Below are 12,236 nucleotides of genomic sequence, written 5' to 3' on the forward strand. Positions count from 1 at the left end.
GGTGGGCTTTGGCCGACCTATGGGGCTGTGTATACTGCCGGGATTTTACCGCCCTGGAACTCTGTAATGCTTGCCAACCTGATTGAATTTGTCTCTACCCACTATGTATTGAGCGGTTTGTTCGTCACGATTCTGGCCTTGCTGATCTTCACCGAAGCACGCAAGGGCGGGCAGACCCTGAGCAGCCGTGAGCTGACCGCCCTGGTCAACAGCGAGCAGGGCGTGGTGCTGGATGTGCGGGCGCAGAAGGACTTCTCTGCCGGGCATATCGTCGATTCACTGCATATTCCCTTCGAGAAGCTCACCGCGCGTATGGCCGAGCTGGACAAGCACAAGAGCAAGACCCTGATCGTGGTCGACGCCATGGGCCAGCATGCCGGCAGCATCTGCCGCGACCTGAAGAAGGCCGGTTTCACCGCCGCCAAACTGTCCGGCGGGATCGCCAGCTGGCGTGGCGACAACCTGCCGCTGGTGAAGTGATATGGCCCAGGTACTGATCTATTCCAGCGACTGGTGCCCCTACTGCATACGCGCCAAGCAGCTGCTGGCGAGCAAGGGTGTGGCCTTCGAGGAAATCCGCGTCGATGGTCAGCCCGACCTGCGCAGCGAAATGGCGCGCAAGGCCGGGCGCACGTCAGTACCGCAGATCTGGATCGATGCCACCCATGTGGGCGGTTGCGACGATCTCTATGCCCTGGAGCGCGCCGGCAAGCTCGACGCCTTGCTTCAGGCTTAATCCCCAAAACTCAAGACAATAAGGCTCAGCCATGACCGAACAAGCTAGCAACGGCGCCGCACAGAACGAGCAGGCCCCGCAGTTTTCCCTGCAGCGCATCTATGTGCGCGACCTGTCCTTCGAAGCGCCGAAGAGCCCGGAAATCTTCCGTCAGGAATGGACCCCGAGCGTGGCCATGGACCTCAATACCCGGCAGAAAGCCCTGGAAGGCGACTTCCACGAAGTGGTACTGACCCTGTCGGTGACCGTGAAGAACGGCGAAGAAACCGCCTTTATCGCCGAAGTGCAACAGGCCGGCATCTTCCTGATCAAGGGTCTGGACGCCGCCTCCATGAGCCACACCCTGGGCGCCTTCTGCCCCAATATTCTCTTCCCCTATGCCCGCGAGACCCTGGACAGCCTGGTGATCCGTGGCTCCTTCCCGGCGCTGATGCTGGCGCCGGTGAACTTCGATGCCCTCTACGCCCAGGAGCTGCAGCGCATGCAGCAGGCGGCGCAGACTGAAGCCACCGCCCACTGATTGGGCTCGGCTGAAAGAAGAAAGCGCCCTGCGGGGCGCTTTTTTGTAGCCGTTCAGTCCATGGTGAAGTTGTGCTGGCGCCAGGCCTCGTAGACGGCCACCGCCACGGTATTGGACAGGTTCAGGCTGCGGCAGCCTTCGCGCATCGGCAGGCGCAGGCGCTGTTCGGGCGGCAGGGCGTTGCGCACCTCCTCCGGCAGGCCGCGGCTTTCCGGGCCGAACAGAAAGGCGTCGCCAGGCTGGTAGGCCACCTCATGAAAGGCCTGCGAGCCCTTGGTGGTAAAGGCGAAGACCCGTGGCTGGCCAAGGCTGGCCAGGCAGCTGGCGAGGTCGGCGTGGCGCTTGAGCGTGGCGTATTCGTGATAGTCCAGCCCGGCGCGGCGCAGGCGCTTGTCGTCCAGCTCGAAACCCAGGGGTTCGATCAGGTGCAGCTGGCAGCCGCTGTTGGCGCAGAGCCTGATAATGTTGCCGGTATTGGGCGGAATCTCAGGTTGAAAAAGGATTACATGGAACATGCACGGCTCCGAGCTTGAAGACGAGCGGCATTGTACAGACCCGCGGCCTCGCCCGTGGTTGCGGGTAATCGTTTCGCTGGCCATCCTGGGTTTTCTGCTCGGCTTGATGATCGGCCGCAGCCTGCAGCCCGCGCTGCTGCGCCTGGAGCAGGTGGAGGTGACCGAGCGGGGGCTGTTGCTCTGGTTTAACGAGGAACCGCAGGGGATCAGGGTGGCGCAGCAGCAGGGGCGCTTCAGTCTGAGCCTGCCCAGCCTGGGGCGCGCGCAGCAGGGCCAGTTGCAGCTGGATGGGCGCCCGGTCAACTGGCGGCTAAGCAAGGTGGATCGCTTGCTGCAGCTGCAGGTGGTGGCGGCTCGCCCGCTGACGGGGCAATGGTACCTGGCGCCCCTGGAGGGGCGCTGGCGTCTGCGGGTCGAATTGGCCCAGGAATAAAAATGGCCGGGAGCCATTTTTAACCTTTCCTGGCTAACGCCCCTGGGGGCGGTAATAAAAGAGGGGATTCCCCGGCCTGCCTGTACCAAGGTCCCCAAAACTGGAGTTAGCTGAGTCTATGCAGGCTGTATGCCAGTTTTATTACGATGGTTGTTGGCCCCGAAAATACTGAGGCTTGGCCGCTCTGGTAGCGGCGCGGCAGGCTGCGGATGACCCTGGATAGTGCAGGCTGCACCATGGCGGTGAGTGCGCCATGAAAAACGGGCCCGCAGGCCCGTTGTATCAGGTGCTGATGAGTGTCAGTCGTCACCGTCCTCGTCATCACCCCCCACGTTCATGCCCAGTTCCTTGATCTTGCGGGTCAGGGTGTTGCGGCCCCAACCCAGCAGCACGGCGGCATCGCGGCGGCGGCCGGCGGTGTGCTTGAGGGCGGTTTCGATCATGATCCGCTCGAAGGCCGGTACGGCGCTGTCCAGCAGGTTGGACTGGCCACGGCCCAGGGCCTGGTCGGCCCACTGGCGCAGGCCCTGTTCCCAGTTGCTCACCGGCGCATTGTCCTGGGGCTGGCTGAGCAGTTCCGGTGGCAGGTCATCGATATGCACCTCGCGTCCCGAGGCCATCACGGTGATCCAGCGGCAGGTGTTTTCCAGTTGGCGCACGTTGCCGGGCCAGGGCAGGTTGCGCAGGTAGTCCTCGGTTTCACTCTTCAGCAGCTTGGGTTCCACCGCCAGCTCCAGGGCCGCGCGGGCGAGGAAGTGGCGGGCCAGGGTGGGGATATCCTCGCGGCGGTCGGCCAGGCGCGGGATATGGATGCGGATCACGTTGAGGCGGTGGAACAGGTCTTCGCGGAACTTGCCATCCTGCACCAGGGTTTCCAGATTCTGGTGGGTGGCGGCGATGATGCGTACATCGACTTTCACCGGGGTATGGCCACCGACCCGATAGAACTCGCCATCGGCCAGCACCCGCAGCAGGCGGGTCTGGGTGTCGGCCGGCATATCGCCGATTTCGTCGAGAAACAGGGTGCCGCCATCGGCCTGCTCGAAGCGACCGCGACGCTGGTTGGCCGCGCCGGTAAAGGCGCCTTTCTCGTGGCCGAACAGCTCGGATTCCATGAGGTCCTTCGGAATAGCCGCCATATTCAGCGCGATAAAGGGCGCGGCGGCTCGTGGGCTATGGCGGTGCAGGGCATGGGCGACCAGCTCCTTGCCGGTACCGGATTCGCCGTTGATCAGCACGGTGATATTGGAGTGGGACAGGCGGCCGATGGCGCGGAATACCTCCTGCATGGCCGGGGCTTCACCGATGATCTCCGGGGTGCGCGGCTGCTCCACTGGCGCGGCCAGGCTCTGCTGCTCCTGAGCGTGCAGGTTGGCGCGCTTGACCAGGGACACCGCCTCGTCGACATCGAAGGGTTTGGGCAGGTACTCGAAGGCGCCGCCCTGGTAGCTGGCCACCGCGCTGTCCAGATCCGAGTGGGCGGTCATGATGATTACCGGCAGGCGCGGATGCAGCTCACGGATGCGCGCCAGCAGATCCAGGCCACTGGCGCCGGGCATGCGGATATCGGAGATGATCACGTCCGGCTGCTGGCGGGTCAGGCGGCCGAGTACGCCGTCGGCGCTGTCGAAGCTCTGGGTGGTCATGCCCTCCTGCTGCAGGGCCTTTTCCAGAACCCAGCGGATGGAGCGGTCGTCGTCGACGATCCAGACGGTTTCACTGCGACTCATGGCGAAGTTACTCCTTGTTCCAGCGGCAGGAAGATCGAGAACAGGGTGTGGCCAGGATGGCTCTCACACTCGATCAGGCCCTGGTGCTGACTGATGATGTTCTGGGTGATGGCCAGGCCCAGGCCGGTGCCGTCGGCACGCCCGCTGACCATGGGGTAGAAGATGGTTTCCTGCAGCTCGGGGGGGATGCCCGGGCCGTTGTCGATGATCTCGATCTTCACCACCAGGCGGTGGCGGATATGACCAATGGTGAACTGGCGCAGGGTGCGGGTGCGCAGGGTGATGCGGCCCAGGCCCAGGTCATGCTTCTGCGCGCTAATGGCCTGCATGGCGTTGCGCACGATATTGAGCACGGCCTGGATCATCTGCTCGCGGTCGATCAGCAGGTCGGGGATACTCGGGTCATAGTCGCGCACCAAGGTGATGCCACCCTGACTTTCGGCTTCCACCAGGCTGCCGACCCGCTCCAGCACTTCATGCACATTGGTTGGCGACAGCGAGGGCAGCTTGTTCGAGCCGAGCATGCGATCGACCAGATTGCGCAGGCGGTCGGCCTCCTCGATGATCACATTGGTGTAATCCTTGAGGCTTTCCTCCGGCAGCTCCCGGGCCAGCAACTGGGCGGCGCCGCGGATGCCGCCAAGGGGGTTCTTGATCTCGTGGGCCAGGCCGCGTACCAGCAGCTTGGTGGTTTCCTGCTTGGACAGCTGCGCCTCTTCCTTGGTGATGCGCAGCAGGCGGTCGCGCGGGTGCACCTCCAGCAGCAGGAGGGTCTCGCCGCGATTGAACAGCGGGGTGACGGCGTAGTCCACGGTCAGGGTCTGGCCGGAGACGGAGGTCAGAATGGCCTCGCGCTTGTTGAAGGGGTGGGCCTGCTCCACTGCCTGGCGCAGGGCGCTGAGGGCCTCGGCGGACTCGGTAAACAGCTCGCTGATAAATTGCCCATGGCTGCGCTGGCCACTGACGGCCAGGAGCATCTCCGCCGCCGGGTTCATGTACTCCAGGCGCAGTTCGCCATTGAGCAGCAGGGTGGCGGTGGTCAGGTTGTCCAGCAGCAAACGGTGCAGCGCGTCGTTTATAAGCATAGGTAGGCTTCCGGCAATGCTGCGGAAAATGCAAGAAGCAAACCAAAGCCCCGAAAAGAAGCGTGTTTATTGGTCTGCCCCGGTTTTGCAGGCACTAAGGTGCAGCGCTGGACGCATGGTGCGACCCAAAACAGGGACAGTATAGAAATTGCGGGCGCTGATCGCACCATAATGGTGCGCGCTGTTCAGAGGAAGGGAACGAACGGAATGTCTTTCTTCTCTGCAGGCTTGTCCTTGAGCGGACACTCCGGGCGCACGCCATAGTCTTCCAGCTTGCAGGGGTTGACCATGCGCTTCTGCGCCAGGGACATGCGGTGCAGGTGGAAGGGCTGGCTGGGGGTGCGTTCGATGATGCGGCCCTGGGCGTCGATGATTTCCACCGCCAGCTGGTGGGTGCCGCGGTCGATATTTTCCAGGGGGAAGACCGGGCTGCGCCCGCTTTGCCCCGCCTCGACGCCATCGAGCAGCAGGCGGTAGCTGTGCCCGGGCAGCAGGCCCGGCTCGCTGCTGACGGTGACGATCAGATTGCCGCTGTTGTCGCGCACCGTGGCATCTGGCTGCGGCACCAGAATGCGCAGCACCTGATAGCGCTGGCTGGGTTCGGGGGCTGCTGCTGGCGGTGCCGGTGTGTACTGCGGCGCGCTGCTCGGCATGGAGTTGCTGGGCGCCAACTCCACGCGCTGCGCCTGATTGGAGCGCGGCTGGTCGGTGAAAACGCGGTTACCTTCGGCGTCTATGTAGGTGTAGACTTGGGCGGCTGCAGGCAGCGCTGCGAGAAGAAAGCTCAGCAGAAACGTACGCATGTCTAGGGGCCCACCTTGGGCGGCGGGCGTAGCGCCGGGCTGCTGGTATGCACGCGCTGCAGGGTAAAGGTTACGGCAGGGCTCTGCTGCAACTGTTGCTCGCCACTCAGCACTTCTACCGCCAGGCTGTGTTCGCCCCGGTCAATCTCGGTCAATTGCAGTCGGGGTCCATTACTCGGTTTGCCGTAGGGCTGTCCGTCGAGCAGTAGCCGCAGACGATGGCCGGGACGCAGCCGGGGCTCGATCTGTACACCGACACTGAAGGTACCATTATTGGCACGCAAAGCCTCGTCATCCGGGATATCGGTCAGCGCCAGGGTGCTGTAAGGGAGTTTGCTCTCAACAGGGTCTGGGCTGGCAGCGGGGAGCGCAGGCACCTGCATGTCGACGCTGTTGGTCGGTGCCAGCTCGACGTTCTCCGCGGCCTGGCCTTCCGGTGGCTGGTCGGTGAACACGGTGTTGCCGTGGGCGTCGGTGTATTTGTAGATCTGCGCCGCGGCCGGCAGGGCCAGGCTAAGCAGCAGGCAAGCAACTAGAAGGCGCATGGCCGGTGTCTCCGATGGCGATGGACTAAGCCTTGCACTGGCGAGCGAGTCTGGCAAGGTCATGGCGCAGTATCTACCAACTGGTTCAATTCTGTTGCTCTGCCAGGGGCGGCGCCGGGGTGAGCAACAGCAGCAGGGAGACCGGCTGTTCGCTTTCCGGGTGCAGCGGTTCCTGCAGCCATTGCAGGCGCCAGCCGGTTTCCTGGAGCAGGGCGAGCCAGGACTCCAGGGTGCGAAAGAACCAGGGCATGGGTTCGGCAAAACCCTCGGCCAGGGTGCTGAAGGTTTCCACCCGCCAGCCATCGCGGTAGCTGGCGTCATGGCAGGCGCGCCAGGGGTGCAGGGTCTGGATCAGCAGGTGACCATCGGCCTTGACCAGTTGTTGCAGGGTCCGCAGGGTGTCCTGCAGGTCCTGTTCGAACAGGGCGAAATTGCACACCAGCACATCGAAGCGGCCAAGCTGCTCGGCCTGCTGCGCCAACTCGGCATAGCCGCACACCCGGTACTGGGTGCGCGGATGACCGGTCTGGCGGGCCGCGGCAATCAGTGGCGCCGAGGCATCGACCCCCACCGCCTGGATGCCATGCTCGGCCAGGCCGCGGCACAGCCAGCCCTCACCGCAGCCCAGATCCAGCACCCGCTCGGGCTTGAGGGTCAGAATGGCGCGGATAATCGCGGCGTCGGTCACCAGGCGGCGGCTTTCGATACGCTGTTCGCGCACCGCAGCCGTCCAGGCAGCGGCATTGGCTTGCCAGCTCAGCTTGAGCTGTTCCCGGTGGTCACGTTGCATGGCTACCCTGCCTGGTTCTGCACGAGAGAAAGTCCCCGGTTGCGCCCCTTGGGCGGTGTCAGGGCTGTCGCGACCCTAACATTTTTCTGCCGGGTGCAGGCAATCCTGCGCGGCTGTGTGGTTGCAGCAGTCTAGACTGGAGCTTAGGCGCAGCCGGGCCGGGACGCGTGCCCAGGCTGCGCAAACCGCGACGAAAATGTTCACAACCTGTCAAACCTATGGATGAGTGCATTCAGGCCAATTGAATATAGGCGCATCATGGCAATCCCCCGACCATCTCACGCCCGTGCCCTTGCGCGGGCAGGCACCCGCTGCGGTGCGTAAACGGCGCGGCTGGTGGCGCCTGACCTGGCTTTTGCTGCTGCTGTTGCTGGCCGTTGGTGCCTGGCTGCTGCGCGAGGAAATGCGCACCTCGCGCCTGCAGGCCCAGGAATTCAGCCGCTATGCCAGCACCCTGACCTATCAGATGCAGCTGGGCCCTAGCGACGCAATCGTGTTCCCCAAGGAAGGGCCCTTCGACAAGCGTCAGGGCTACACCTACCTGCCCATGATGCTCGAACGCCTGCAGGCGCGGGGTTTTGCCGTGCAGCAGCAGGCGCGCTTCTCCCAGGCTTTGCTGGGGTACACCCAGCGCGGCTTCTTCCCGCCCTTTGTCGAGAAAAGCCAGGCCGGGCTCAGCATCAGCGATTGCCGCGGTACGCCCTTTTATGAGTTCCGTTACCCGCAGCAGCGTTACCCCGAATTTGCCGATATTCCACCGCTGGTGGTGAGCAGCCTGCTGTTTATCGAGAACCGCCATCTGCTCGACCCGGCCTACCCCGAGGCCAATCCGGCGGTGGACTGGCCGCGCTTTATCATGGCGGCGGCCTCCCAAGTCGGCAAAATGCTCGATATGCAGGATCAGTCGGCCGGTGGCAGTACCCTGGCCACCCAGCTGGAAAAGTATCGGCATTCCCCGGATGGCCTGACGCTGTCCGCCGCCGAGAAACTGCGCCAGATGGTGTCTGCCAGTGTGCGCGCCTACCAAGGCGGGACGGACACCCGCGCGGCCCGCGAGCGCATCGTGCGGGATTACCTCAACAGTGTGCCGCTGTCCGCCGCGCCCGGCCACGGAGAGGTGCACGGCCTGGCGGATGGCCTGCGCATCTGGTTCGGCGCCGACTTTGCGCGGGTCAACCAGTTGCTCGACTCCGAGGGTTTTCCCGATACGCCCCTGGCTGAGCGCGGCCTGGCCCTGCGCCAGGTGCTGGCATTGATGATCGCCCAGCGCCGCCCTTCCTATTACCTGGCCCAGGGCCGCCAGGATCTGGCCGAGCTGACCGACAGCCATATTCGCCTGCTGGCTGGTGGTGGGCTGATCGATACCGCCCTGCGCGATGCTGCCCTGGCCCAATCCCTGAGCTACCGCGACTGGCAGCTGGAGCCCACTCTGCAGGCGGTTGACAGCAACAAGGGCATCAGCGTGGTGCGCTCGCGGCTGTCCACGACACTGAATATGCCGCTGTACGATCTGGATCGCCTCGACCTCAGCGCCAGCAGCACCCTGCATGACGAGCTGCAGCAGGCGGTCAGCCAGTACCTGCAGCGCCTGGCCGACCCGGAGTTCGCCGGACAGATCGGCCTGTATGGCGAGCGCCTGCTGTCGCCGCAAAAGACGGCCGATGTGCGCTACAGCTTTACCCTGTTCGAGCGCACCCCCAGCGGCAGCCGCGTACGGGTGCAGACCGACAGCACCGACCAGCCCTTCGATATCAACGAGGGCAGCAAGCTGGAACTGGGCTCCACCGCCAAGCTGCGGGTGCTGGCCACCTATCTGGAAGTGATCGCCGAACTGCATGAACGCCTGGCGGGCCTGAGCCCTGGCGAGCTGCGCCAGCTTGAGGTGGCCGGGCAGGACAACCTCAGCCGCTGGGCCGTGGATTACCTGCAGGCCAATCCGGAGGCGGATCTTGCCAGCCTGCTCGATGCCGCGCTGGAGCGGCGCTATTCCGCCAGCCCCGGCGAGCGCTTCTTTACCGGCGGCGGCCTGCATACCTTCGCCAACTTCCGCCGCGAGGATAACGACCGTATCGCCACCTTGCGCGAGTCCCTGCGCGAGTCGCTGAACCTGCCCTTCGTGCGCCTGATGCGCGACCTGGTGCGCTACAGCACCTACCAGAGCAGCGCCGAGCTGCTCAAGGACGACCGTGACCCGCGGCGCCAGGCCTATCTGCGTGATTTCGCCGACCGCGAGGGGCGCACCTTTCTCCTGCGTTTCTGGCGCAAGTACCAGGGGCAGCCCGAGCAGCTGCGCCTGGAGACCTTCCTCAATGGCCTGCGCCATACCCCGGTGCGCCTGGCCGCGGTGCACCGCTACCTGATGCCCCAGGCCGATCTGGACAGCTTTGCCGCCTTTCTGCGCACGCACTTGCCCCAGGCCAGGCTCAGCGATCGGGCCGTTGCCGATCTGTACAAGAACCATGGGCCGGGTGCCTACAGCCTGCCGGATCAGGGCTATATCGCCCGGGTTCACCCCCTGGAGCTGTGGCTGCTCGGCTACCTGATCGAACAGCCGCAGGCCAGCTTCAGCGATGCCGTGGCGGCCAGCCATAAGGAGCGTCAGGAGGTCTATGGCTGGCTGTTCCGCAGCCGGCACAAGAGTGCCCGCGACAGCCGCATCCGCATCATGCTGGAGGTGGAGGCCTTCCTCGATATCCACCGGCGCTGGCAGAACCTGGGCTATCCCTTTGCCCACCTGGTGCCGTCACTGGCCACTGCCATCGGCAGCTCCGGGGATCGCCCGGCGGCGCTGGCCGAACTGATGGGCATTATCCAGAACGACGGTATCCGCCAGCCGACACTGCGTATCGATCAGCTGCACTTTGCCGCCGCTACGCCCTACGAAACCCTGGTCGAGCGTGCCCAGCTGCGCGGTGAGCGGGTGATGAAGTCGGAGGTGGCAGCGGCGCTGCGCAGTGCCCTCGCCGATGTGGTGGAGCGCGGTACGGCGCGGCGTCTGCAGGGCAGCTTCACCCTGGCCGATGGCCAGGTGCTGCAGGTGGGCGGCAAGACCGGCACCGGCGACAACCGTATCGAAACCGTGGGGCCGGGTGGGCGGGTGCTCAGCTCGCGGGCGATGAACCGCACCGCCACCTTCGTCTTCTACCTGGGGGCGCGCCATTACGGCACCCTGACCGCCTTTGTGCCGGGGCGTGAGGCGGAGAGCTTCCGCTTTACCTCGGCCCTGCCGGTGCAGGTGCTCAAGGGCATGGCACCGATTCTGGCGCCCTATCTGCAGCCGGGCGCCAGTACCCGGTGCCTGCAGCCCCTGACGCCGTTTGAGGCCAGCTGGCGCTAGGCCCAGGTCGCCGGTGTAGGGTGCGCTGCGCGCACCAATGCAGGTTGTGAGCTGCCGGTGCGCATGGCGCACCCTACACCCCCGTACAGCACCCTCCTGGCCCGTTCCTGCAGGCAGCAAAACGTACAAAGCCCAAACGCAAAAAGGCCACCCGAAGGTGGCCTCTTGTCTTGCGTGCGGGTTTAGACGCTGTAGTACAGGTCGTATTCCAGCGGGTGTACGAAGGTGCGAACCTTGATTTCCTCTTCGGACTTCAGCTCGATGTAGGCATCGATAAAGTCGTCGGAGAATACGCCGCCCTTGGTCAGGAAGGCGCGGCCCTTGTCCAGCTCTTCCAGGGCTTCCTTCAGGCTGCCGCAGACCTGCGGGATCAGCTTGCCTTCTTCCGGCGGCAGATCGTACAGGTTCTTGTCGGCGGCATCGCCGGGGTGGATCTTGTTCTGGATACCGTCCAGGCCGGCCATCAGCAGGGCAGCGAAGGCCAGGTAGGGGTTGGCAGCCGGGTCCGGGAAGCGCGCTTCGATGCGGCGGGCTTTCGGGCTGGCCACGTACGGGATGCGGATCGAGGCGGAGCGGTTACGGGCCGAGTAGGCCAGCATCACCGGAGCTTCGAAGCCCGGGACCAGACGCTTGTAGGAGTTGGTCGACGGGTTGGTGAAGCCGTTCAGGGCCTTACCGTGCTTGATGATGCCGCCGATGAAGTACAGGGCAGTCTCGGACAGACCGGCATAGCCTTCACCCGCGAAGGTGTTCTTGCCGTCCTTGGAGATGGACATGTGCACGTGCATACCCGAGCCGTTGTCGCCATACAGCGGCTTCGGCATAAAGGTTGCGGTCTTGCCGTAGGCGTCGGCCACGTTGTGTACGCAGTACTTCAGGGTCTGAACTTCGTCAGCCTTGGCCACCAGGGTGTTGAACTTCACACCGATTTCGTTCTGGCCGGCAGTGGCCACTTCGTGGTGGTGCACTTCGACGACCAGGCCCATTTCTTCCATGGCATTACACATGGCAGTACGGATTTCGTGGTCGTGGTCGCACGGCGGAACCGGGAAGTAACCGCCCTTGACGGCTGGGCGGTGGCCCTTGTTGCCGCCTTCGACGTCGCCGTCGGTCATCCAGGAACCCTGTTCGGAGTAGATCTTGAACATGGAGCCGGAGATGTCGGACTTGAACTTCACTTCGTCGAAGATGAAGAACTCGGGCTCCGGGCCGACGAATACGGTGTCGCCGATGCCGGTGGACTTGAGGAATTCCTCGGCGCGCTTGGCGATCGAGCGCGGGTCGCGATCATAGCCCTGCATGGTGCTCGGCTCGATGATGTCGCAGACCAGGATCAGGGTCGGCTCTTCGGTGAACGGATCCAGCACGGCGGTGTCGTCAACCGGCATCAGGATCATGTCGGAGGCTTCGATACCTTTCCAGCCATGGATGGAGGAGCCGTCGAACATCTTGCCGTGCTCGAAGAAATCTTCATCCAGCGCATCACGGGCCGGCATGGTCACGTGGTGCTGCTTGCCCTTGGTGTCGGTGAAGCGCAGGTCAACCCACTTCACGTCGTGTTCTTTGATCAGTTGAACAGCCTTAGACATGTTGTCCTCCAGGTGGATAAGGCTCGATTCGTGAGCCCTCGATAGTACGGTGCAGCCCGGCGAGATAGTCCGCCAGGGCAACCTGCCTCACAAGGGAGCAAATTGCATGCCAGTGCACGAAAATGGGAGTGCGCCCTGAAACTCAGGGCTGGC

At 64.1% G+C, this 12,236-nt stretch carries 12 protein-coding genes; 5 read left to right on the forward strand and 7 right to left on the reverse strand.

Annotated features, from left to right (window positions below):
* Positions 1–66: 66 nt before the first annotated feature.
* The 3 genes from GJV18_RS04165 to secB are packed head-to-tail and all read left to right on the forward strand — an operon-like array spanning position 67 to position 1,256.
* Complete coding sequence (locus tag GJV18_RS04165; protein WP_160343452.1) at positions 67–480, forward strand: rhodanese-like domain-containing protein; 414 nt, start codon at positions 67–69, stop codon at positions 478–480.
* A gap of 1 nt (position 481) precedes the next feature.
* On the forward strand, positions 482–736 hold the full coding sequence (gene grxC, locus GJV18_RS04170) for a glutaredoxin 3 (protein WP_160343453.1): 255 nt from the start codon (positions 482–484) through the stop codon (positions 734–736).
* Positions 737–767: 31 nt separating this feature from the next.
* Positions 768–1,256, forward strand: coding sequence for a protein-export chaperone SecB (secB, locus tag GJV18_RS04175; protein WP_160343454.1), 489 nt, complete (start codon positions 768–770; stop codon positions 1,254–1,256).
* Between the two features lie 53 nt (positions 1,257–1,309).
* Here secB and trmL read toward each other — a convergent pair whose 3' ends face one another.
* Positions 1,310–1,771, reverse strand: coding sequence for a tRNA (uridine(34)/cytosine(34)/5-carboxymethylaminomethyluridine(34)-2'-O)-methyltransferase TrmL (gene trmL, locus GJV18_RS04180; RefSeq protein WP_160343455.1), 462 nt, complete (start codon positions 1,769–1,771; stop codon positions 1,310–1,312).
* Between trmL and GJV18_RS04185 the strand changes: the two genes are divergently transcribed.
* Complete coding sequence (locus GJV18_RS04185; RefSeq protein WP_160343456.1) at positions 1,770–2,204, forward strand: hypothetical protein; 435 nt, start codon at positions 1,770–1,772, stop codon at positions 2,202–2,204. The genes trmL and GJV18_RS04185 overlap by 2 nt on opposite strands.
* 299 nt (positions 2,205–2,503) lie before the next feature.
* On the opposite strand, the gene ntrC is transcribed toward GJV18_RS04185, so the two are convergent.
* The 5 genes from ntrC to GJV18_RS04210 all read right to left on the reverse strand — a co-directional run bounded on the left by ntrC (position 2,504) and on the right by GJV18_RS04210 (position 7,157).
* Complete coding sequence (ntrC, locus tag GJV18_RS04190; RefSeq protein ID WP_160343457.1) at positions 2,504–3,934, reverse strand: nitrogen regulation protein NR(I); 1,431 nt, start codon at positions 3,932–3,934, stop codon at positions 2,504–2,506.
* Entirely contained in the window at positions 3,931–5,019 is a 1,089-nt protein-coding gene (gene glnL / locus GJV18_RS04195; RefSeq protein WP_160343458.1) for a nitrogen regulation protein NR(II), read from the reverse strand. The genes ntrC and glnL overlap by 4 nt, the downstream gene beginning before the upstream one ends.
* 185 nt (positions 5,020–5,204) lie before the next feature.
* Positions 5,205–5,822 carry a DUF4124 domain-containing protein gene (locus GJV18_RS04200; protein WP_160343459.1) on the reverse strand — a complete coding sequence of 206 codons (618 nt, stop codon included), beginning with the start codon at positions 5,820–5,822 and terminating at the stop codon, positions 5,205–5,207.
* 2 nt (positions 5,823–5,824) lie between these two features.
* Positions 5,825–6,367 carry a DUF4124 domain-containing protein gene (locus GJV18_RS04205; RefSeq protein WP_160343460.1) on the reverse strand — a complete coding sequence of 181 codons (543 nt, stop codon included), beginning with the start codon at positions 6,365–6,367 and terminating at the stop codon, positions 5,825–5,827.
* 85 nt (positions 6,368–6,452) lie between these two features.
* Entirely contained in the window at positions 6,453–7,157 is a 705-nt protein-coding gene (locus GJV18_RS04210; protein ID WP_160343461.1) for a class I SAM-dependent methyltransferase, read from the reverse strand.
* 247 nt (positions 7,158–7,404) lie between these two features.
* Between GJV18_RS04210 and GJV18_RS04215 the strand changes: the two genes are divergently transcribed.
* Positions 7,405–10,494 (forward strand): transglycosylase domain-containing protein, encoded by a 3,090-nt coding sequence (locus GJV18_RS04215; RefSeq protein WP_407692347.1) that lies wholly within the window; start codon positions 7,405–7,407, stop codon positions 10,492–10,494.
* A 182-nt stretch (positions 10,495–10,676) separates the two neighbouring features.
* Here GJV18_RS04215 and glnA read toward each other — a convergent pair whose 3' ends face one another.
* On the reverse strand, positions 10,677–12,083 hold the full coding sequence (gene glnA, locus GJV18_RS04220; protein WP_160343462.1) for a glutamate--ammonia ligase: 1,407 nt from the start codon (positions 12,081–12,083) through the stop codon (positions 10,677–10,679).
* Between the last annotated feature and the right edge of the window lie 153 nt (positions 12,084–12,236).

This window comes from Pseudomonas xionganensis (assembly GCF_009763245.1).
In the GTDB taxonomy this organism is placed as follows: Bacteria; Pseudomonadota; Gammaproteobacteria; order Pseudomonadales; family Pseudomonadaceae; genus Aquipseudomonas; species Aquipseudomonas xionganensis.

Coding starts and splice junctions, on each gene's coding strand:
- trmL (WP_160343455.1), bottom strand. CDS start 1,771: ATGTTCCATGTAATCCTTTTTCAACCTGAGATTCCGCCCAATACCGGC.
- ntrC (WP_160343457.1), bottom strand. CDS start 3,934: ATGAGTCGCAGTGAAACCGTCTGGATCGTCGACGACGACCGCTCCATC.
- glnL (WP_160343458.1), bottom strand. CDS start 5,019: ATGCTTATAAACGACGCGCTGCACCGTTTGCTGCTGGACAACCTGACC.
- GJV18_RS04210 (WP_160343461.1), bottom strand. CDS start 7,157: ATGCAACGTGACCACCGGGAACAGCTCAAGCTGAGCTGGCAAGCCAAT.
- GJV18_RS04205 (WP_160343460.1), bottom strand. CDS start 6,367: ATGCGCCTTCTAGTTGCTTGCCTGCTGCTTAGCCTGGCCCTGCCGGCC.
- glnA (WP_160343462.1), bottom strand. CDS start 12,083: ATGTCTAAGGCTGTTCAACTGATCAAAGAACACGACGTGAAGTGGGTT.
- secB (WP_160343454.1), top strand. CDS start 768: ATGACCGAACAAGCTAGCAACGGCGCCGCACAGAACGAGCAGGCCCCG.
- GJV18_RS04165 (WP_160343452.1), top strand. CDS start 67: ATGCTTGCCAACCTGATTGAATTTGTCTCTACCCACTATGTATTGAGC.
- grxC (WP_160343453.1), top strand. CDS start 482: ATGGCCCAGGTACTGATCTATTCCAGCGACTGGTGCCCCTACTGCATA.
- GJV18_RS04185 (WP_160343456.1), top strand. CDS start 1,770: ATGCACGGCTCCGAGCTTGAAGACGAGCGGCATTGTACAGACCCGCGG.
- GJV18_RS04200 (WP_160343459.1), bottom strand. CDS start 5,822: ATGCGTACGTTTCTGCTGAGCTTTCTTCTCGCAGCGCTGCCTGCAGCC.